Here is a 20019-nt window from a genome sequence, read left to right as displayed (position 1 = left end):
GAAAGGCTATGGCCGGTCGTGGCGACCCCGGCTGGATTCGAACCAGCAACCGTCCGCTTAGAAGGCGGATGCTCTATCCGGTTGAGCTACGGGCGCTCTGCGCGGGACCTCAGTGGGTCCAGGGGGTCTTGCGGCCGAAGGCGAAGTTGTCGGCGTAGGCCTTGATGATCCGCTTGCGGTCCTGCGGCTCGATGACCTGGAAGGGGATTCCATGGGCCTGGGCGTAGGCGACGGCCTGGTCGCGGTCGTCGAACAGCAGGCGCACCTCCCCGTCCATGTCGGTGGAACTGGTCCAGCCCATCAGGGGATCGGGATGGCGGGCGCTGGCCGGCTCGAACTCCAGGACCCATTCGCGGGTCTTGGCCAGGCCGGACTGCATGGCGGACTTGGCGGGGCGGAAGATGCGCGCGAGCATGGGCGGACGGGTTCCGGTGGGAAAAGGCTCAGGGTCGCCATCCCTACTGCGGTTTTGGCGTCCTGCAAGCCTTCGATGGCGCAAGGCCGACGCCGCCGTGCGGGAAATGGTCGGAGCGGCAGGATTTGAACCTGCGACCCTCTGCTCCCAAAGCAGATGCGCTACCAGGCTGCGCTACGCTCCGATCGGAGGCGGGTTCTTGCCACGCGCAGCCGCAGGCCGCAATGCAGCCCCGGCCTCGCCGCACGGCGGACCGCTCAGCGCCCGGCTTCGATCTCCGCCACCACCAGGCCCTTGGGACCCTCGGCGAAGCGCACCATCACGTCCTCGCCCGGCTGCAGATCCTCCAGGCCGCTGCGGCGCAGGGTCTCGATGTGGACGAAGATATCACCGGGCTCGCCGTCGCGGACGACAAATCCGTAACCCTTGGTGCGGTTGAACCATTTGACCTTGGCCCGCTCCAGGGGGCCGGTGGCCATCGGCGGCCGGCGCGGCGGCCGGTCGCGGAAGCCCCCGCCGCCATGGCCGCGGTCCTCGCGGCGGAAGCCGCTGTCCCGGTCGAACGCCCGATGCGGCCGCTCGCTGGGCGGCGGCGCGGACGATTCGTCGAGTTCGACGATCTCCTGCACCTGCCAGCCCTTGGGCCGCTTGACGACCTCGCAGACGATGGTGGAACCCTCCGCCGCGGTCTCGCGTCCGCAATTGCGCAGGCTTGTCACGTGCAGAAGTACATCGCGAAGGCCGGTCTGGCTCGGATCATCGGGAACGATGAATCCGTAGCCCTTCCCCGCATCGAACCACTTCACGCGCCCGCTAATCCTGACCGATTCCTCATGGGGATCGGTATCTTCAAATCCATAACTAGACATGCGGCCCCTCTGGCTAGCCCCTTAGCCTCGCCGGACATTTACCCAAAATAACACTGTTCTCGACAATTGGCAGCGTCAATGGCTGATCGGCCGATATCGGGCGGCCGATTGCGGTATTACGCCGCAGCCGGAGGCCGTTTGAGACGCCGCATTACAACTGAAAGTTGCTCGCTCCGGCGGGGGCGGCGCGGAAACTCAAAGATTTCCTCGCTGTAAAATTTTACCGGCCGCGAAATGGGCGCCATGACGCGCAAATGATTCGCGCGGGTGACGCGCGCCGGAACCGACGCGCCGATGGCCTGGAATGCGGTGAAGGCCGATGGCAGTCCCTAGGGGAGTCGAACCCCTCTTTTCAGAGTGAAAATCTGATGTCCTAACCGATAGACGAAGGGACCGCGTCGGAAGGAAGGGCGATATATCCGCCTTCACCGGGCGGTGCAAGCCCGCCTGATCACGATGCCGCAGAGCCTTGCATTCTGGGGTCCGCGGCGTCCTCGATTTCGAGCTGGACGCCCTGGCGGCCGTTCCAGTCGTCGGCCTTCAACCGGCCGGCCACGTGCAGCGCGCCGCCGCCGGCGACCAGGCGCCGGCCGAGATCGGTGTCGCCGACCCGCCAGGCCACGGCCTTGATTCGTCCGCCCCGGCCGTCGACCAGCTGGCAGCGCAGATGGCCGCCGCGCATCGGCATGGCCTGTTCGACCCGGACGTCGGCCAGGGCGAAGGCCGGTTCGGGATTGCCGGGGCCGAACGGCTGCAGCCGCTGGAACTCGTCGTAGAGGCCGCGGCTGGCCCCGGCGGGCGTTATCAGGGCGTCGATCTCGTAGGCGTCGGCGGCCGCCGCGTCGGCGCCTTCGACCGCCAAGGCCTGGCACAGGAAGTCGCGCAGCTCCGGCGTCAGCTCGGCCCGCATGGTCAGGCCCGCGGCCATGGCGTGGCCGCCGCCGGCCATCAAGAGGCCCTGGTCGAACGCCGCCTGCACGGCTCGGCCTATGTTCACGCCCGGCTGGGAGCGGCCGGAGCCCTTGCCGATCCCGGTGGCGGGGTCGACGCCGATGACGATCGCCGGCTTGCGGAAGCGCTCGCGCAGGCGGCCGGCCACGATGCCGATGACGCCCGGGTGCCACCCCTCCCCGGCCACCACCAGCACCGGGGCCTCGGGATCGATGTTGGCCTGCTCCAGCGCCGCGACCGCCTCGTCCAGCACCTGCTGCTCGACCCCCTTGCGCTCGGCGTTGAGCGCGTCGAGCTCGGCGGCCAGGGACGCGGCCTCGGCCGGGTCGTCGGTGGAGAGCAGGCGCGCGCCGAGGTCGGAGCGTCCGATGCGGCCGCCGGCGTTGATCCGGGGACCCAGGATGAAGCCGGCATGGAAGGCGCTGGCCGGGCCGCTGGAACCCGCCACCGCCATCAGCGCCTTCAGTCCCGGATTGGCCCAGGCCGACATCACCTTCAGGCCCTGGGCGGTCAGGGCGCGGTTGAAGCCTGTCAGCTGGGTGACGTCGCAGACCGCGCCCAGCGCGGCCAGGTCCAGCCACTGACGGATGTCCGGTTCGCGCCGGTCGCCCGCGAACAGGCCACGCCGGCGCGCCTCGCGGTTCAGGGCGGCCAGAAGGACGAAGGTCACGCCCGCGGCGGCCAGGACGCCCTGTCCGGAGCCGCAGCCCGGCCGGTTGGGGTTGACCAGCGCAGCGGCCGGCGGAACCTCGTCGCGCATGAGGTGGTGGTCGATGACCACGACCTCGAGGCCGATCTCGGCGGCCGCCTCCAGCGCGACCTGGGCGGCCGCGCCGCAGTCGACGGTGACCACCAGCTCGGCGCCCTGCTCCTTCAGCCGGCGGAAGGCGGCGGGGCTGGGGCCATAGCCTTCGGTCATCCGGTCGGGGACATAGATCGGCAGGTCCGCGCCCATGGCCCTGAACCAGCGGACCAGCTGGGCCGCGCTGGAGGCGCCGTCGACGTCATAGTCGGCGAACACCGCCATCGGCCGGCCGCGCTCCAGCGCGTCGACCAGGATGGCCGCGGCGCGGTCCATGTCGATGAAGCTGGACGGGTCGGGGAACAGCGCCTTCAGCGTCGGGGTCAGATAGTCGGCCGCCGCCTCGGCCGAGACCGCGCGCGCGGCCAGGGCCCTGGCCAGCGGCTCGGACAGGCCGAAGCGCTGGCCGTGCAGGCGAGTCAGGTCGGGATCGGCGGGGCGCTGGCGCCAGGCCCGCCCGGTCAGCGAGCGGGCGACGCCCAGGAAGGGCGCGGCCGAAAGGATTGCGCCGCCCGCCCCGTCGGCCATCTCAGATGATCTTCTTCATCCGCACTTCGCGCACGGTGCGGCTGGAGGAATTCATCACCAGGGAATGGGTCTTGATGAAGCCGCCCTCCTGACGGACCCCGTCCAGCATGGCGCCCTTGGTCACGCCGGTGGCGGCGAAGATGGCGTCGGCGCGGACGATCTCGTGCAGGGAGTATTTCTTGTCGAAGTCTGTCAGGCCCAGCCGCTCGGCTCGGCCGCGCTCATCGGCGTTGCGGAACACCAGCCGGCCCTGGAACTGGCCGCCGACGCACTTCAGCGCCGCACAGGCCAGGACGCCCTCGGGCGCGCCGCCCTGGCCGATATAGAGGTCGATCCCGGTCTCCGGCTGGCCGGTGTGGATGACGCCGGCGACATCGCCGTCCGTAATCAAGAGCACCCGCGCGCCGACGGTGCGCAGGCCGGCGATGATCTCGGCGTGGCGCGGCCGGTCGAGCACGCAGACGGTGATCTCTTCCGGCTTGACCCCCTTGGCCTTGGCCAGGGCGCGGACGTTGTCGGCCGGCGAGGCGTCGAGGTCGATGACGCCGTCCTCGTAGCCGGGGCCGCAGGCGATCTTGTCCATATAGGTGTCGGGCGCGTTCAGCAGCGTACCCTTGGGCGCCCAGGCCATCACCGCCAGGGCATTGGCCATGGCCTTGGCCGTCAGGGTGGTGCCTTCCAGCGGGTCCAACGCGATGTCGATGGCCGGGCCTTTGCCGCTGCCGACCTTCTCGCCGATGAACAGCATCGGCGCCTCGTCGCGTTCGCCCTCGCCGATCACCACGGTTCCGGTGATGGGAAGAAAGTTGAACGCCCGGCGCATCGCCTCCACCGCGGCGTGATCGGCGGCGTGTTCGTCGCCGCGCCCGATGAAATCAGCCACCGCCGTGGCGGCGGCTTCGGTTACGCGCACGGCTTCCAACGCGAAGGCGCGGTCCAACCAGTTCGACAAAATGAAACTCCCGCTCTTGGCAGCCGCGACGGCCGCGCATGACGGCGGAGAGACTTAACTGTCGCGCAATTTATCCGAAAACCGCTTCACACTTTTCGGATTGCGCTACTTCGCTTCCATCGGGATCATGACCGGCGGCGCCACCACGTTCGGCGAACCGGCGATCGTCTGAAGCGCGCTCTCCACGGCCGCATAGGTCGTTTCGTGCGTGATCATGACGATCGATACGGCTTCCCCTGGGGCACGGCCGCGTTGGATCATGCTTTCGATCGAAACACGCCACTTCGCCAGCAGGCCGGCGATCTCCGCCAATACACCGGGCACGTCCAGCACCTGGAAGCGTAGATAAAACGCGCTCGATGCGCTACCCGCGGGTGCTTGTGACAGCGCTGACAATTTGTTTGCGGGGACGCCGAACACCGAACCGACATTGCCGCGCGCGATATCGACGATATCGGCGATGACAGCGTTGGCAGTCGGGCATTCCCCGGCGCCACGGCCCTCAAAGAAGAAGGGACCCGCCTCGTTAGCGTTCACAACGACGCCATTGAGCACGCCCTCCACGTCGGCCAGCGCCGTACCCGCCCGCACCATCGACGGCTGCACGCGCTGAATGATGCCGGCCTCTGTCTTTCGTGCCACACCCAAGAGCTTGATGCGATAGCCGAACTCGCGTGCGAAATTGATGTCGTCGGGGGTGATCTGGCGGATGCCCGAGAGCGCCACCGCGTCGAGATCGGGCGCCACGCCGAACGCCAGCGCCGTCAGCAGCGCCAGCTTGTGCGCGGTGTCGCCACCGCCAACGTCGAGCTCGGGATCGGCTTCGGCATAGCCCAGCGCCTGCGCATCCTTCAGCACGTCGCCGAAGCTGCGGCCGGTCGCTTCCATCTGGGTCAGGATGTAGTTGCAGGTGCCGTTGAGGATGCCGCGCACCGCCTTGACGCCATAGACCATCAGGCTTTCGCGCAGCGACTTGACGATCGGGATGCCGCCCGCTACCGCCGCCTCGAAGCGCAGCGCCCGGCCGTTCTTTTCCGCCAGCGCCGCCAGCCGCGCGCCGTGGCGTGCCATCATCGCCTTGTTGGCGGTGACGACGTGCTTACCGGCGTTGAGCGCGGCTTCCACCAGCATCGGTGCAGCACCGTTCTCGCCGCCGATCAGTTCGACGATCAGGTCGGCCTTGGACTCGGCCAGCGCCTTGATGTCGTCGAACTTGGCCGGCGCTTCAAACGCGTCGCGCTTTTCCGGATCGCGATCGCACACCGCAACGAGTTCGAGCGGCATGCCGGCGCGCGTGTCGAGCATTTCACTATGCGCGCGCAAACCCTTCGCGACCCCGCCCCCAACGGTGCCAAGGCCGGCGATGCCGATCTTCATTGCGTTCATTTCGAGATATCCAGCGCTGGTGGTTCGTTGATGCGCAGCGACAGGAACTTCTTCACGTTCCGCGCCGCCTGACGGATGCGATGCTCGTTCTCGACCAGGCCGATACGGACATAGCCTTCGCCATACTCGCCGAAACCGATGCCGGGCGCGACCGCGATCTTGGCGTGCACCAGAAGCTGCTTGGCGAATTCCATCGAGCCGTGGGCGCGATACTGCTCGGGCAGCTTGGCCCAGGCGAACATCGAGGCCGGCGGCACGTCGATTTCCCACCCCGCCCGGCCCATGCTTTCCACCAGCACGTCGCGGCGCGCCTTGTAGATGGCACGGATTTCGTCGACACAGTCCTGCGGCCCGTTGAGCGCGGCGGAAGCGGCCACCTGCACCGGCGTATAGGCGCCGTAGTCGAGATACGACTTGATGCGTGCCAAGGCGGCGATCAGCGTCTTGTTGCCGGCAGCGAAGCCCATGCGCCAGCCCGGCATCGCATAAGTCTTCGACAGCGACTGGAATTCGATGGCGATGTCCTTGGCGCCTTCGAGCTGCAGGATCGACGGCGGCGGTTCGATGTCGAAATAGATGTCCGCATACGCCAGATCCGACAGCACCCACATCTGGTGCTTCTTGGCGATCTTGAGCAGCTCGGCATAGAAATCGAGCCCGACCACCTGCGCCGTCGGATTGGAGGGATAGTTCACCACCACGGCGAGCGGCGACGGAATCGAATGGCGCGCGGCGCGATCGACCTGGCGCAGGTATTCTTCCGGGTTGGTCGCCGGGATGTGGCGGATGGCGGCACCGGCGATGATGAATCCGAAGGCGTGGATCGGATAGGCCGGATTGGGCACCAGCACGACGTCACCCGGCGCGGTGATGGCGGCGGCGAGGTTGGCGAAGCCTTCCTTCGAGCCCAGCGTCGCGATCACTTCGGTGTCGGGATTGATATCGACGCCAAAACGCCGCCCGTAATAGGCGGCCATGGCGCGGCGCAGGCCCTTGATGCCGCGCGAGGCGGAGTAGCGGTTCGACTTGGGATCGCGCGCAACTTCGCACAGCTTGTCGACGATGTGCTTCGGCGTCGGCATATCGGGATTGCCCATGCCGAAATCGATGATGTCGTCGCCCGCCGCTCGCGCCGCAGCCTTCAACCTATTTACTTCTTCGAAGACATAGGGCGGCAGGCGCTTGATGCGATGGAAGTCGGTTTGCATGGGTTCCGAGGTGTGAACCATCTCCTCTGGGGGTTGCAGCCGCAAAACACGGCAGATTGCTCGCCGCGTCAATGGGTTTGGCGACATTTTTGACTCGGCCTAATGCGCCAATGCCGCGCAGTCCGTGTGCGCAGAGCCCCGGCGGCGCAATTTTACGATACGCCGTCGACCAAACTCACCGCCCGAAACGCGCCTCGAAGGATCAGCCGCCGAGGAAGATTTCGGCCCGGCGGTTGCCCTCTTCGCCCTTGGGCATGGATTCGTAATACACCGGCTGGGTGTCGCCGACGGCTTCGACGAGGACGTGATCGGCCGGAATGCCGGCGTGGATCAGCTCGCGGGCGACCGCATTGGCGCGATCCTGCGATTTCTTGAAGATGAAGGCGATGTGGGCTTCGGCCGACATGTTACCGGTACGGCTCGAGGAATGGCCGACGACGCGGACATAGCCCTGCCCGCCGGAAGCGCGGAACTGCTCGACGACGGCGCGCACCTGGGCGCGGCCTTCGGCGCTGAGCCCCGTGCCATCGCCCGCGAAATAGACGACGGCGGCGGCACCGCTCGGATTGGCCATCACGCTCGCCTGCGGCGCCGAGCCGATGGAATCGAGATTGGCCACGACGCGGCCTTCCATCTGCGACGGTCCACCAACCGCAGCGGTCTCGGTGGGCTTATGGCGAGCAACGCGGCGGCGCGGCGCCACGCTGGCGACGCCGGTTGGGGCGTTGCTCAGGCCGGCGGCGGCAGCGGTGCTGCGATAGCGATCGACGATCGGCGCAGCAACGAACTGCGACACCGACGGATCAAGCGGCGGCGCGCTGGAAGGCTTGAAGCCGAGCTCGGCATCGCTGGGAGAAACGGAGGCAACCCGGGTTGGCGGCGCGGCGACCACCGGAGTAGCAGCGGGCACAGGGGCCTCGGTCGCCTGCGGAGCCGGCGTGGCGGCAGCGATCTGAACCGGGTGGGGGCGATGCCCCTTCTTCGCCGGCTTGGCAGGCGCGGCCGGAGCCGGCGCGACTGGAGCGGCGGCCGGAGGCGTGGCATCGGCGACGGCGACCGGCGAACCGGGCTGGGTCGCGGGCAGCGTGCCGGGCGCCGCTGTACCGGTTGGGTCCTGGCTGAGCGAACGATCGACGGCGGCAACCTGCGCCGGAGCGGGCGCGGCCTTCGGCTTCGCAGCCGGCTTGGCCGGAGCAGGCGCTTCGGGCGCGACCTCGGCCGGCGGCGTGGCAGCGGGTTCATTACCGCCCCTGAGCGCTTCGGCGCTGTACTTGGCATTGGCGCGATCGCCGGCGAGGGATTCGGCGACTTTCTGCTGTTCGTCGGGCTTGGTCGCGGCCGGCTTGTCGGGCACGCCAGCAAGATCGGGCGTCTGGCCGCTGTCGGCCGGTTCGTCGTCGCCGAACCAGGTGGTGGGATCGACCCAATCGGGAACGGACGGCAAGCTGGAGCAGCCCGAGGTGCTCATGGCGAGAAGGGCGGCCGCAGCAACGCCCATCAATTTCATCTTGCGAACGCCCAGCGTCATGGAAAGCTCCTAGGCGCCTTGTTGGCACCGGTTTGCCATATACAAGGCCCGTATGTCCGTTCCAAGCCGTCATACCCCCGCAAGGGCATGAATTTGGTGATAAAGTCGGTGCTGCAGCATCAAATGTCGCAGCGCCGCATCGCCATTTCGGCGCGAAATCCGGCCGAATCGGCGGCCTCTCGCGTGCTTACGCCAGCACATGACGGTGTCAGCGCGAAAGAGGCCCTGGCGCCGCTCACGACGCCGCATCCAGCTTGCGCGCCTCCTCCTTGAGGATCGCAGTGGTGCGGGCGAGATAGTCGAAGACCGTTGCCAGTTCGGCCTCGCTGTAGTCGGCCCGCAGCTTCGCCATTGCATCGGTCAGCGATTGGAACAGCGGCTGCGAGCGGCGGCGGGCGGCGTCCGGGTTGAGCAGACGGATGATCACGCTGCGCCGGTCATCGGGATTGGGTTCGCGCTTAACGTGCCCGGCCTTTTCGAGTCGATCGACGATGCCGGTGATGGCACCGGTCGTGAATCCGGTCTCGCGCGCGAGATGCCCGGCCGTTACCGCCCCCGTCAGGGCCAGAGCGCCGAGACATTTGTGCTCCGAGATGGAAAGCCCGGATTTCCTCGCCACCGCGTCGTGGAAGGCAATCACGGCCGTCGCCAGGTTGCGATGCAGGACGTTCGGGTCGCTGTCGCGATCCATTCTTGCAGTTATCTTAGTCATGAGATATTTATATCGTGAGATATTCACGACGGAAAGCATGTCCAACGGGTTCTTCCGCCGCATCGCCCCGGCCCTGACGCTGGTCGTCGCCGCACCTCTGATCGCCGAGGTGCTGCCCGGCGCCACACGGATGAGTTCGATCTTCGTCTTGCCGGTGGAAATGGGAATCTGGGGCATCGGTGCGCTTCTGGTCCGCGCGGCGGTGCGCAAGTGGGGCCTTGGCTGGCGCAACATGCTGCTGCTCGCGGTCGCGCTGTCGTTCGCCGAGGAATTCCTCATCCAGCAAACCTCGTTCGCGCCGCTGGTGATCGAACTGGTGAAAGGCCCACCCTATGCCCGTGATTTCGGGGTGAATTGGCTCTATCTCGTCTGGGCGGTGGGCTACGAGGCGGCGCTGGTGGCGTTCGTGCCGGTGATGCTGGTGGAACTGCTGTTCCCCGCACGCCGTGACGGCATTTGGATCAGCCGCGGCGGCCTCGCCGTTTGCATTCCGGTATTCGCGCTTTGCTGCTTCTTCGCCTGGTTCAGTTGGACCCAGATCGCGCGCACGAAAGTCTTTCATCTGCCCGCCTACGCGCCGCCGCTGCCGCACGCCATTGCGGCTGCTGTGGCCATTCTGGTGCTGATAGTCCTCGCGCTCGGACCGCTGCGGCGCCGGCTCTCCCGGCCGTCACGCCCGCTGCAAGGCCCACCGCTGCTGGCCGGGGCCGTCGCGCTGGTGATTGCAGTGGGTTGGTACGCGCTCGTCCTCCTCGCCTTCCGCCTGTGGCCGAACGTGCCGCCGCTGCCGCCCGCACTCGCCGGCATCGCCGTCGCTTTCGCTGGTACTGCGATCTTTGCCCGCTTTTCGTCGGCGTGGAGCGACGCTCACCGCTACGCCGTCGTGGTCGGCGCCATGCTCGGCAGCATGGGGGTGGGGTTTGTCGGCTTCATCGGAGCAACCCCGCTGGACTTCTGGGGCAAGTCAGTGCTCGACGCCCTCGCCCTGGTCGGCCTGATCGTCCTGCGCCTGCGGATCAGCGCCCAGCCGCGGTGACGTGCTGCACGGCAGGTTCGGTCAACGGCATAGCCGTCACCGCCTGCCAACCGCCGCGCGGATCGAGCCTGCCGCTGTCGTCGATCAGAATTTTCGCGTTGCCGGCGCGCGCATCGAAGCCGAGAACATAAACGGTGCCGGACTTCAAATAGGGCGTCAGCGAGGCGGTGAAGGCGGCGTTGTGCTTTTTCAGGTATTGTGTCGAAAACCACAGGTCGCTGTCGCGGCGGTCGGTAAAATTGAGGGTCCGCCGGTCGACCACTCGCACCGTGGCGCTCGGATAAACGTGCATCGTCCGCGTGCTGTCTGGCGCCTTCAGCGGCACGCAAGGCAGCAGCACAGCGGCCGCCATCACGGCGGCGGCAAAGCCCGGCGGCAGCCACATCACACGCTTTGCTCCCAGGCGCGGCAGCGGACGCCCGCTCAACCGCCAGGTCGCCGTCGTCACCGCCAGGAAGGCGAGCGTTGCGGTCTCGACCTGATGGGCTTGGGTTATCCAGGGTGGCGTGAACGGCGCCGACAGCAGCACGCCGCCGATCGCCCAGCGCAGCAAGATGGTGAAACGGTCGGCGTTGCGGCGGTACAAGGCCACCAGCGCCGTCGCGGTCGCGCCCACCCAGGCGATCGCAAGCACCGCCATCGCCAACGCATTGACGAGGCTGTAGACGCCGCGCTGGGCTACCCACAACACGAACGGACCGAACAGGCCATGCTGCGCCATTGCGGCCCGCACCGCGGCGCCGTTTTCCAGCACGATGTCGTCGGGATTGCGCCAGACAAAGCCGAACAGGCCGTTGGGTGTGTAGATCAGCTCGGCGACGGAGCGCAGCATTCCGACGATCACCAGCCCCGGATGCGCCAGAGCCTCGGCGATTACGATCTGCCACGCCGCCCCGGCCCGTGCCGCGCCGGTGAGCGCGTTCAATTCCGGGTGCGCCTCCAGCAGCAGGGTGAAATCCTTGTGGTGGATCAGTCCGAACACGATGGCTGGATAATCGGAAAAGCTCATGCCGTTGGCGGCGGCGTGCAGCACCGCTTCGTGCACGCCCGCACCCGCGAGAATGGCCGCGAGCGCCCACCCGAGGTGTCGAAGCCGCATCATCCGGCTCGACTGCGCCGGCACCAGATGCAATGCACTCCACACCGCCAGGGCCGGCAGGATGAAAAACGCCCCCGCCCGCGCCACCAAAGCGATGGTGATAGCGAACAGGCCGGACAGCACCATCCACCGGGCACGGGACGGGAGGGTGTCGGCGGCGGCGGTGGCGCGCCAGATCAGCGTGAAGCCGATCAGCCCGAGCGGCAGGCCGATGTCCTCGGTCTGGATCACGCCGGCCCAGTGGCGCTCCGACAGCATCAGGATCGCGAACACGATCAGCGCCGCGCGACGGCCATGGGTGCGCCAGACGGCATTGGTGGCCAGCGCCACGCTGAACGCCGCAAACGAACTCAGCACCAAGAGCGCCAGGCGAAGGTCGCCGCCAAACAGGCGCAGCAGGGTCGCCAGCGTGGTCGGGAAGACCGGCCGCTTGGCACTCATCTCGAGCAACTGGCCATGCGTCAGTCGCAAGGCATCATTCAGGAAACCGAAGGAGTCGCTCCACGGCAGGATGCCGCCGAACACCGCGCTGCGGCCCTCGTAGCCGAGCGTCCACAAATTGATGACCCAGCTCAGCACGATCACTTGCGTGATCGCGTGTAGCAGCAGCCGCTGCGGCGTGCCGGAACAGCGCCCGAGCAGCAGAAACACAAGCCCCAGCAGCGCCGCAAAAGCGAGCGCATCGTTCAGCGGCAGGAGTTTGAACACCGCCAGCGCCACGCCGTAAACGATGGTGAGCGCCAGCGCCGCCACACCGGCCGCACGCGCCTCAGGAAACAAGCGGCCGAGCGTGTCGTCGCAAATGATGATCCACCGTCGCGGATGCATGACGCGTCCCCCTCTTCGCGCGCGCGCCCCGGAGATCAGAGTAGCCCGGTGGTCTCCGGCAGTCCCAGCATGATGTTGAGGTTCTGCACCGCTGCGCCGCCGGCACCCTTGCCGAGGTTGTCGAGCAGCGCCACCAGCCGCACCTCGCCCGAGGCATCATTGCCGAACACGAACAGCTTGAGCCGGTTGGTGCCCTTCAGCGCTTCGGCATCGAGGTTCGGCACCGTGAAATCGGCCGGCACAACTTCCACCAGCGCCTCGCCGGCATAGGCCTCGGCCAGCACCTGATGCAGCGCCGCGGCGGTCGGCTTGCCCGGCAAGGCCCACAACGCCAGCGGCAATTCCACCAGCATGCCGCGGTAGAAGCGTCCGACCGACGGCGCGAACACCGGCGTGTGTGCCAGGCCGGTATGCGCCTTCATTTCCGGCAGATGCTTGTGCTTCAGCGTCAGGCCATAGGGGCGCACGACGGTCTCGACGTATTTCGGCGAGTCTTTCTTCTCGAACTCCTCGATCATGCTCTTGCCGCCGCCGGAATAGCCCGAGACGCCGTTGGCAGTGACCGGGAAATCCACCGGCAGCACACCGGCGCGCACCAGCGGACGCGCCAGGGCGATGAATGCCGTCGCCCAGCAGCCCGGGTTCGCCACCCGCTTGGCGGCGGCGATTTTCGCGCGCTGGTCGGGTTCGAGTTCTGGAAAGCCGTAGACCCAGCCCGGCGCCGTGCGATGCGCGGTGGAGGCATCCACGACGCGCACGTCGGGATTTTCGATCAGCGACACGGCTTCGCGCGCCGCATCGTCGGGCAGACACAGCACCACCAGATCGGCATCGTTGAGCGCGCGGGCGCGGGCCTTGGCGTCCTTGCGATCGGCCTCGCCGAGCTGCACGACCGTCAAGTCGCTTCGCCCGGACAGCCGCTCGCGGATCTCAAGACCTGTCGTTCCCGCTGCGCCGTCGATGAAAACCGTGTGTGCCACTGTGGCTTCTTCCCCTGAAAAAATCGCGACCCTTCTACTCGCAACAGCGCGGTTGACAAGGCCCATGAACGACCTAATTTCAACCCTGGGCTGATGCGCACTGTTGCGCACGCTGGGAAAAGGGGCTGATCATGGATCCGCAAGCTGTCATCGAAGTCTTCCGCCGCAACCTCCTCGAACACTATTTCGACGTGAAAGGCCGCGTTCGCCGCCAGGAGTTCTGGTATTTCATCCTTGCCTCAGTGGTGGTGTCGATCGTTGCCGGGATCATCGGCGCCATTCTGGGGCTCGGCGTGCTGCGTCCGCTGGTCGGTCTGGCGCTGTTGCTGCCGACCGTGGGGCTCGGCATTCGCCGCCTGCAGGACACCGGCCGCAATGGCACGCTGGTCTGGATCTTCGCGGGTCTCTACGCGGCGATGATGGTGCTCTCGCTGATCGCGATTGTCTTCCTGGCCACGGCGCTGGTCGGCAGCTATGGCTATCATCCCTACGCCAATCCGTATGCCAATCCGTATGCCGTTTCGGCCGGTGCCGTGATGTTCGGCGGGCTGATGGCGTTGGTCTCGCTGGCGACGCTCGTGATCGCCGTGATCCTGATCTATTTGTGGGCCCAGCCGGGTACGGTCGGGCCCAACCACTACGGCCCCGATCCGAAAGCGCCGGGCGTGAACCCGGTCCCCTAGCCGGAAACCTGCGGGGTTTCGTTCGCGTCCTTGGCGACGGGGCGCGGACGGAACCCGGCAACCGCGGTATCGGCCGCATCGCGCTCTTCCGGCGATAATTGCGGCGCCAGGGTTTCGGCCCGCACGCGGGCATTGCGGTCACCGCGCGCGGCAGCGATGGCGTACCATTTGTAGGCCGCGGCCGGATTGCGCGCGACGCCCTCGCCGCGCTCGTAGAGCACCGCAAGATCGAACGCCGCATCGACATCGCCGACCGCCGCGGCCTTGCTGAACCACTCTGCCGCCTTGGCGTAGTCGACACCTTCGGCCCAGCCGCCGGCATACAGCTTGCCGAGGTTGGTCATGGCCTTGAGGTTGCCGAGTTTGGCGGCGCCCTCGTACCAGCCGATCGCCACCGGCATGTTGACCGTGACGCCGGTGCCGGTCTGGTAGATCACGCCCATCAGATTCTGCGCCACCGGCTGGCCGCGCAATGCCGCGCGCTCGATCCATAGCCGCGCCTTGTCGACATCGACCGGCACGCCGGTACCGTTGAGATACTTCAGCCCGCGGACGAGTTGCGCGCGCGGGCTCCACTCCGGCTTGGCGGTGATTGCAGGCGGCGTCAGCGGCTGCGCCACGCGCGGCATCGCCGCCCCTTGTGCGGGCTGGTAGTGGGCGAACACGTAGATGTCGAACCACGCCACCAGCGCCGCCGCCGCCGCCAAAAGGGCCCAACGCCGCTTGCCGAGAAAGCGTATCCAGGCCGGTTTGCGCTTGGCCGGCTCGCGCGCCCGCCGCTCTGCCGCATCGTTGGCCGCACGCCGCGCCGACAACAGGTAATGGGCCATCCGCGACGGTTGCGGCACTTCCTCTTCGCCAACCGGCTCGACAGGTTCTGGCGCGATCGCCGGTTCGGGATCTGGCTCCGGCACCGTCTCGGGCACCGCTTCCGGTTCGAGCGGCGGGCCGCCGTTATGGAGCTGATGGACGTCGAGACGAAGCTGGGCGAGCGCCACCATCTGCTTCTCTTCGAACTTCTCCAGCCGCTGGCGCAGGCCGTGCAGCCGCTCGGCGAGACCGCCGGTATCGACGTCGAGCCCTTTCAGCCGTTCGCCGACGCGTTGTTCGAGCGCCGCCAGCGACTTTTCATTGACCGCCATGCGGGCTTCGAGCTTGGCGAGCGCGGTTTCCGTCGCGTCCCGCGTGCGCGGGCCCGGGACAATCACCTGCTTGGTGATCTCCTGAAGCACCTCGGCCTGGGCCTTCATCAGCGCATCGTAACCATCAGCAGGGGGCGCTTCGCGCGCAACGGGTTCCGCCGGAACCACCACTGCGAGCAATTCCTGCCGGCTCGCGAAATGGGCGTAAATGACGCCGCGGGCGAAGTCGGCCTCGCGCGCCACCGCGCTGAGGGTCACCGCGTCGGCCCCGCCGCGCCGATAAAGCGCCTCGGCGGCGGCGATTATCGCCTCCCGCGCATCCATGCGTGCCGCGGCAATCGTATGTCCCTCGGACAATGTTGCGGCTCCGACCCTCACAACCCGCGTCAACTCTGCGCCGGGTTGGTGAAGAAAGTCTTGGCCAAAATATCGAGTTAGGAAAGCGGTAAACAATTCCGTTACTGGAACATTTGCGTCAAAACCGTCAACCGCCGCTTAAGGAGCATTACCTACTATCCGCGGCGTCAACGTCGCGATTTTCCGGAGCGCATCGTGTCGTCAGCCGCCGTTAAACTGGATCACGTCCGCGGTTTCACCCAGCTGAATGCCGGTGACCTTGAACGCATCATCGCTGAACACAAGGCGTTCCTGGCGAATGCCCGCGGCGGTCAGCGCGCCCAATTGTTGTCGTGCTTCCTGGGCTCGACCAACCTGTCCAACTGCCAGTTGTCGAAAGCCGATCTGTCCGGCTCGATCCTCACCGCCTCCAATCTCAAATTCGGCAATTTCTCCAACGCGACGCTTTACTGCTGCGAGATGAGCAACATCGACGGGCGCTATACCAACTTCTCGCACGCCGACATGCGCGGAGTGACGCTCAACGGCTCCAACCTGGCGCACGCCCGCCTTGACGGCGCCGATCTTCGCGCCGGCCGCCTGTTGAAGAGCGGCAGTGCCTCCGACGCGGTGATCGACCGCAACGGTTCGGCAGCCGGCGTCGATTTCAGCTACTGCTCGCTGTCGGGTGCGACGTTCGAAGGCGCCGATCTCAACGGAGCGAATTTCACCGGGGCGATGATCGTCGGCACCAAGTTCAAGGGTGCCCGCATGAGCGGCGTCGTCCTGACGGGCGCCATTCTCACCGACGTCGACGTCAGTGAGTTGCAGGTTGCGCCCGAGGCGTTCAAGGACTGCGTGCTGCCGCCGAGCGATCAGGCGATCGCCGCGCGCCAGCAGATCCTGTTCCGCCTCAACGCCCACCAGAACTGGGTCGAGTCCGATGCGCGGCGCGGTACCTGCGCGGTGCTCGACGGGATCGACCTCAGGCCGCTGGCGTCCCAGATCGGCAAATTCCGGCTGACAGCCCTTTCCGCCCGCCGCGCCATTGCCGCCGGCGTCGACTTTTCCTGCACCGAACTGCAGGGCGCCAACTTCGAAGGCGCGGACTTGCGCGGCGCCAGTTTCGAAGGGGCGGACCTGCGCGGCGTGCGCTTCAGCGGTGCCTTGTTGCATCACGCCAAATTTCTCGGCGCCGACATGCGGCCGCTGAAATTGAAGGCCGGCGACGTGCTGCCGTGCGATCTCGCCGACACCGCGTTTTCGCCGCTGCAACGCGCAGAGGCGGTGTTCTCCTGACGCCGCAGGCTTGGCGAAAATCAAAGCCGTCCCAAAATGAAACGACTGCGCGTTAAGTGTTTGCGCCGCATACGACGCGCGCGTCAGCGCATTTAAGCCTGATTCTACGCGCTTTTTAGAATGCTGCCACGCATCGCGGAAAGTCCTGACTATGATTTACGCCAAGCTCCGTACGCGGAATTACCAGCTATCGATTCGGTAACCATGCGCTCACCCTGAGCCCATCGACGGTTGTAACGAAAACGGGGATGGGTAGATGGTAGCGATCACGGCTCGCCTCAGCGCCGTACCTGAACTGGATACGGACGCCGAACTCCGCCAGGAAGGATTGTCCGAACATCTGGCGCGGCTCAAGGACCAGGCGGTCCGCCTGCGCTTTCAGCGCGGTGAGACCATCGCCTGCGCCGGCGAGACCGCTGCACACATCTACGTCGTCTCCTCGGGCTGCGTCCGCCTTTGTCATCGCGGCGCTGACGACCGCCGGCACATCTCCGGCTTCCTCTTTTCCGGTGACATTTGGGGGCTGGGCGACGCCCGTCTTTTCGCCCTTTCCGCCGAAGCGGTTTCGCCGGTCACCTTGACCGCCTACCCGCGCGCGCCGTTCGAACGCCTCGGTGAGGGAAACAACCGTCTGCGGGCGGATGTTCTCGCCTGCCTCTGCGACGCCATCCGCGATGCACACCGCCACCTTTACTTGCTCAGCTGTCTCAGCGCCCGCGAACGCGTAGCGTCATTCCTTGTGCGGATGATCGAGAAACCGGTGCTTGTTTGCGGCGCCCGCGTCGATCTTCCGATGCCCCGCCAGGATATTGCCGATCATCTCGGCCTTACCATCGAAACGGTGTGCCGGGCGCTGGCGTCGTTGAAGTCCGAGGCGATCATCGAAGTGCCCAACGCCCATCTTGTCGTTGTCCGCAACGGCGATGCGCTGCGTACGGTCGCCGCAATCCTGCCTTGATGTTGTTCCGCGTTGCTGTTGGCCGCTCTCGCGCGTTGTGAGAACGGTGAGATGAGTTGAGCCATGCACACGCTTTTCGATTTCGTCATGGGAGCCTACCTGTTCGTCGTCAACGGCGTCGCCCGTCTGGCGCACTGGCTCACCGTCCTCGGCGACGATCCGGCCCATCGCTACAGCGTTGCCGCGGTGGTCGTGTCGGCGCTGCTGCTCGGGCTCGGCTGCTGCCTGTGGGCGGTGGTCACCCATATGCGCGCCCGCGCCTATCGCTCCGCCATGCGCGCCGCCCTCGCCCGCGCCCAGTCCGACGTGCGCTTTCGCGAGGCGATGATCTCGGCCTGCCCCGAGGCGATCGCGGTGCTCGGCTCCGATATCAATGCCCCGCTCAGCTATCGCGGCGGCGCTGGTTTGTTGCAGGCGTGCCTCGATGGCCCCGATGCGCCCGCGCTCGCCGCCAAGCTTGAAGACCTCCTCGCCGCCGGCACCGGCTTCACGCACACGGTGCGAACCGCCAGCTTTCCGCAGGTCGCGGTGCGCGGCTGTGCCGTGGGTTCGCGCGCCGCCGTGTTCTTCCGCATCGACCGTGGCGATGCCGGCCCCGATCACGATTTCGGCGCCGTGCTCGATGCCCTGCCGCAGCCGGTGTGGGTGCGCAACAAGCACTTCGTGCTCACCTGGGCCAATCGCGCCTTCCTGGCAGCCACCGGCGCCGCGACGGTGCGCGAGGCGGTGTTGAAGGATGCGAGCCTCGACCGGTCCGAACGCGATCTGGCGCGCGCCGCCGGCGAAGGCCGTGACGTTGTTGCCGCCAAGCGCTACGCCGTCGTCAACGGCGAGCGCCGCTCGCTTGCGCTTGATTTGAAGCGCCTGCCCGATCGCTCCATTGCCGGCTTTGCCCAGGACACCACCCAGCTCGCCCGCGCCGAAGCGCGCTTGCAGTTGTCCATCGACGCTTTCGGCGCCGTGCTCAACACGCTGGAGACCGCGGTCGCGATTTTCGGCGCCGACCAGCGGCTGATCGCCTACAACAATGCCTACGTGCGCCTGTGGCACCTGCCGGAGCCGTGGCTCGACGCGCATCCGAGCTTGAGCGATGTGCTCGACCGCCTGCGCGAGATGCGCCGCGTGCCCGAGCAGCGCAATTTTGCCGCCTGGAAACAGGAGCATCTGCAGCAATTCCAGGAAGCCAGCCAGCACGTTTTGGAAACCTGGCATCTGCCGACGGGCATGAGCGTCGATGTCCGTTCGGTGCCGTATTTGCTTGGCGGCACGGTCTATCTGTTCCGCGATATCAGCGAGCGGTTGCGGATGGAGTCCTCGCACCAGCTGCTGTTGCGTACCCAGCGCGCGTTGCTCAACACCATGGAGCAGGCCTTGGCGCTGTTCGGACCGGACGGTCGCCTCAGGATGCACAACAACGCCTTCACCCAGTTGTGGAAGCTCGAAGAAGTCGACCTCAGCAACGAACCGCACTTGACGCGGATCGCCGATCTCTGCTCGGCACGCACCGGCCGCGACGGCATCTGGAGCATGATCGCGGCCGGCGTGAACTCCAGCCAGCCCGAACGGCTTGGCGAATGGGGTGACTTGGCGCGCGCCGACGGCAAGGCGCTGTCGCTTTCACTGACGCGCCTGCCCGATGGGGCTACGCTGGTGACGTTCGCCGATCAGACAGACATCAAGCGCTTCGAAGACGTGCTGAGCGAGCCCCGTCCCGTGGTGGTGCCCGCGGCTTAGGCGAAAAACTCCGATACCCGATCGGCGAAGGCTTGCATCCGCGAGGGGATCGCACTGCACCCGAAGCGCGAGCGCTCGCCATAGTCGGCCATCGCGTCCAGCCACACACGGCGCTGGTCGCTGTTGATCGTGGATGCGCAGCCGATCAGCACCGGCTCATCCGGCGCCACGCCGGGAATGGCAAGCATCGGCGTCTCCGCCGGCCCGCGCAGGATCGAGCGATAGGCGAACGCCGGCATGTCCATGGTGACGATTACATGCGCCTTGCGCGGCCCGATGCGGGAAAACAGTGCCGTCAGCGGCTCCGGCGGCTTGTCAAACCAGAGCGGATAGACGATGGCGAGGCGATCGGCACCGTCGATGGTCGCCAGCATGTCGGCCGCTGCGGTTTCAGGCTCGTTGCCTTCGCGCAAAGCCGCCAGTGCGGACAGCGCCAACTCGCCGACGCGAAGGATATCGGCGTCCCAGCCGCCCGCTTCGCCGCCGCAGGCATAGGCATCGGCCAGCGCGGCGCAGAAGCGCAGCCGGCGGGGATCGGGATGACCGTTGACAACAACCAAGCGTCGCATCGTG

At 66.8% G+C, this 20019-nt stretch carries 17 protein-coding genes and 3 tRNA genes; 5 read left to right on the top strand and 15 right to left on the bottom strand.

Annotated features, from left to right (window positions below; all coding sequences use genetic code 11):
• Positions 1-19 precede the first annotated feature (19 nt).
• The 11 genes from AC1P6P_RS02095 to AC1P6P_RS02045 form a co-directional block, all read right to left on the bottom strand.
• Positions 20-98: transfer RNA gene (locus tag AC1P6P_RS02095), tRNA-Arg, on the bottom strand.
• 11 nt (positions 99-109) lie between these two features.
• On the bottom strand, positions 110-415 hold the full coding sequence (locus AC1P6P_RS02090) for an ETC complex I subunit (protein ID WP_481400776.1): 306 nt from the start codon (positions 413-415) through the stop codon (positions 110-112).
• Between the two features lie 107 nt (positions 416-522).
• Positions 523-599 (bottom strand) — tRNA-Pro (locus tag AC1P6P_RS02085).
• Between the two features lie 73 nt (positions 600-672).
• On the bottom strand, positions 673-1284 hold the full coding sequence (locus AC1P6P_RS02080; protein ID WP_481400775.1) for a cold-shock protein: 612 nt from the start codon (positions 1282-1284) through the stop codon (positions 673-675).
• Between the two features lie 320 nt (positions 1285-1604).
• Positions 1605-1679 (bottom strand) — tRNA-Glu (locus tag AC1P6P_RS02075).
• Between the two features lie 56 nt (positions 1680-1735).
• Positions 1736-3565, bottom strand: a complete 1830-nt coding sequence (gene recJ, locus AC1P6P_RS02070) for a single-stranded-DNA-specific exonuclease RecJ (protein WP_481400774.1) — start codon at positions 3563-3565, stop codon at positions 1736-1738.
• A gap of 1 nt (position 3566) precedes the next feature.
• Positions 3567-4520 (bottom strand): class II fructose-bisphosphatase, encoded by a 954-nt coding sequence (gene glpX, locus AC1P6P_RS02065; protein WP_481400778.1) that lies wholly within the window; start codon positions 4518-4520, stop codon positions 3567-3569.
• 102 nt (positions 4521-4622) lie between these two features.
• Positions 4623-5903, bottom strand: coding sequence for a homoserine dehydrogenase (locus AC1P6P_RS02060; RefSeq protein ID WP_481400773.1), 1281 nt, complete (start codon positions 5901-5903; stop codon positions 4623-4625).
• The gene (locus AC1P6P_RS02055; protein ID WP_481400772.1) at positions 5900-7111 is read right to left on the bottom strand and encodes an LL-diaminopimelate aminotransferase; all 1212 of its coding nucleotides are present in this window, start codon (positions 7109-7111) and stop codon (positions 5900-5902) included. Before AC1P6P_RS02055 ends, AC1P6P_RS02060 begins: the two co-directional genes overlap by 4 nt.
• 202 nt (positions 7112-7313) lie before the next feature.
• Positions 7314-8639, bottom strand: a complete 1326-nt coding sequence (locus AC1P6P_RS02050; protein WP_481400771.1) for an OmpA family protein — start codon at positions 8637-8639, stop codon at positions 7314-7316.
• A gap of 235 nt (positions 8640-8874) precedes the next feature.
• The gene (locus tag AC1P6P_RS02045) at positions 8875-9330 is read right to left on the bottom strand and encodes a MarR family winged helix-turn-helix transcriptional regulator (protein ID WP_481400770.1); all 456 of its coding nucleotides are present in this window, start codon (positions 9328-9330) and stop codon (positions 8875-8877) included.
• 58 nt (positions 9331-9388) lie between these two features.
• On the opposite strand from AC1P6P_RS02045, the gene AC1P6P_RS02040 reads away from it, so the two are divergent.
• On the top strand, positions 9389-10387 hold the full coding sequence (locus AC1P6P_RS02040; RefSeq protein WP_481400769.1) for a hypothetical protein: 999 nt from the start codon (positions 9389-9391) through the stop codon (positions 10385-10387).
• Here AC1P6P_RS02040 and AC1P6P_RS02035 read toward each other — a convergent pair.
• Both AC1P6P_RS02035 and argC read right to left on the bottom strand, forming a co-directional pair.
• Positions 10368-12314 carry a hypothetical protein gene (locus AC1P6P_RS02035; protein ID WP_481400768.1) on the bottom strand — a complete coding sequence of 649 codons (1947 nt, stop codon included), beginning with the start codon at positions 12312-12314 and terminating at the stop codon, positions 10368-10370. The two genes, AC1P6P_RS02040 and AC1P6P_RS02035, sit on opposite strands and share 20 nt — an antisense overlap.
• Before the next feature lie 35 nt (positions 12315-12349).
• Positions 12350-13294, bottom strand: coding sequence for an N-acetyl-gamma-glutamyl-phosphate reductase (argC, locus tag AC1P6P_RS02030; RefSeq protein WP_481400767.1), 945 nt, complete (start codon positions 13292-13294; stop codon positions 12350-12352).
• Between the two features lie 131 nt (positions 13295-13425).
• Here argC and AC1P6P_RS02025 point away from each other — a divergent pair, with 131 nt between their 5' ends.
• Positions 13426-13977: a DUF805 domain-containing protein gene (locus AC1P6P_RS02025; protein WP_481400766.1), complete on the top strand. Its 552-nt coding sequence runs from the start codon at positions 13426-13428 to the stop codon at positions 13975-13977.
• Here the strand turns inward: AC1P6P_RS02025 and AC1P6P_RS02020 are convergent.
• Positions 13974-15476, bottom strand: coding sequence for a TetR family transcriptional regulator (locus tag AC1P6P_RS02020; protein WP_481400765.1), 1503 nt, complete (start codon positions 15474-15476; stop codon positions 13974-13976). The two genes, AC1P6P_RS02025 and AC1P6P_RS02020, sit on opposite strands and share 4 nt — an antisense overlap.
• 195 nt (positions 15477-15671) lie before the next feature.
• On the opposite strand from AC1P6P_RS02020, the gene AC1P6P_RS02015 reads away from it, so the two are divergent.
• The 3 genes from AC1P6P_RS02015 (at position 15672) to AC1P6P_RS02005 (ending at position 19446) form a co-directional block, all read left to right on the top strand.
• Positions 15672-16754: a pentapeptide repeat-containing protein gene (locus AC1P6P_RS02015; protein ID WP_481400764.1), complete on the top strand. Its 1083-nt coding sequence runs from the start codon at positions 15672-15674 to the stop codon at positions 16752-16754.
• 256 nt (positions 16755-17010) lie between these two features.
• Complete coding sequence (locus tag AC1P6P_RS02010; protein ID WP_481400763.1) at positions 17011-17712, top strand: Crp/Fnr family transcriptional regulator; 702 nt, start codon at positions 17011-17013, stop codon at positions 17710-17712.
• A gap of 63 nt (positions 17713-17775) precedes the next feature.
• Complete coding sequence (locus tag AC1P6P_RS02005; RefSeq protein ID WP_481400762.1) at positions 17776-19446, top strand: PAS-domain containing protein; 1671 nt, start codon at positions 17776-17778, stop codon at positions 19444-19446.
• Here AC1P6P_RS02005 and AC1P6P_RS02000 read toward each other — a convergent pair.
• Positions 19443-20015, bottom strand: coding sequence for a hypothetical protein (locus AC1P6P_RS02000; protein ID WP_481400761.1), 573 nt, complete (start codon positions 20013-20015; stop codon positions 19443-19445). The two genes, AC1P6P_RS02005 and AC1P6P_RS02000, sit on opposite strands and share 4 nt — an antisense overlap.
• Between the last annotated feature and the right edge of the window lie 4 nt (positions 20016-20019).

It is taken from the genome of Rhizomicrobium sp. (assembly GCF_056722145.1).
This window is presented reverse-complemented; position numbering and strand designations above follow the sequence as displayed.

What these genes read in the sequence shown, in the direction of transcription:
- AC1P6P_RS02060 (WP_481400773.1), bottom strand. Translation starts at nt 5,903, where the DNA reads ATGAACGCAATGAAGATCGGCATCGCCGGCCTTGGCACCGTTGGGGGC.
- recJ (WP_481400774.1), bottom strand. Translation starts at nt 3,565, where the DNA reads ATGGCCGACGGGGCGGGCGGCGCAATCCTTTCGGCCGCGCCCTTCCTG.
- AC1P6P_RS02045 (WP_481400770.1), bottom strand. Translation starts at nt 9,330, where the DNA reads ATGGATCGCGACAGCGACCCGAACGTCCTGCATCGCAACCTGGCGACG.
- AC1P6P_RS02010 (WP_481400763.1), top strand. Translation starts at nt 17,011, where the DNA reads ATGGTAGCGATCACGGCTCGCCTCAGCGCCGTACCTGAACTGGATACG.
- AC1P6P_RS02000 (WP_481400761.1), bottom strand. Translation starts at nt 20,015, where the DNA reads ATGCGACGCTTGGTTGTTGTCAACGGTCATCCCGATCCCCGCCGGCTG.
- AC1P6P_RS02040 (WP_481400769.1), top strand. Translation starts at nt 9,389, where the DNA reads ATGTCCAACGGGTTCTTCCGCCGCATCGCCCCGGCCCTGACGCTGGTC.
- AC1P6P_RS02035 (WP_481400768.1), bottom strand. Translation starts at nt 12,314, where the DNA reads ATGCATCCGCGACGGTGGATCATCATTTGCGACGACACGCTCGGCCGC.
- AC1P6P_RS02090 (WP_481400776.1), bottom strand. Translation starts at nt 415, where the DNA reads ATGCTCGCGCGCATCTTCCGCCCCGCCAAGTCCGCCATGCAGTCCGGC.
- AC1P6P_RS02050 (WP_481400771.1), bottom strand. Translation starts at nt 8,639, where the DNA reads ATGACGCTGGGCGTTCGCAAGATGAAATTGATGGGCGTTGCTGCGGCC.
- AC1P6P_RS02055 (WP_481400772.1), bottom strand. Translation starts at nt 7,111, where the DNA reads ATGCAAACCGACTTCCATCGCATCAAGCGCCTGCCGCCCTATGTCTTC.
- AC1P6P_RS02080 (WP_481400775.1), bottom strand. Translation starts at nt 1,284, where the DNA reads ATGTCTAGTTATGGATTTGAAGATACCGATCCCCATGAGGAATCGGTC.
- AC1P6P_RS02025 (WP_481400766.1), top strand. Translation starts at nt 13,426, where the DNA reads ATGGATCCGCAAGCTGTCATCGAAGTCTTCCGCCGCAACCTCCTCGAA.
- AC1P6P_RS02005 (WP_481400762.1), top strand. Translation starts at nt 17,776, where the DNA reads ATGCACACGCTTTTCGATTTCGTCATGGGAGCCTACCTGTTCGTCGTC.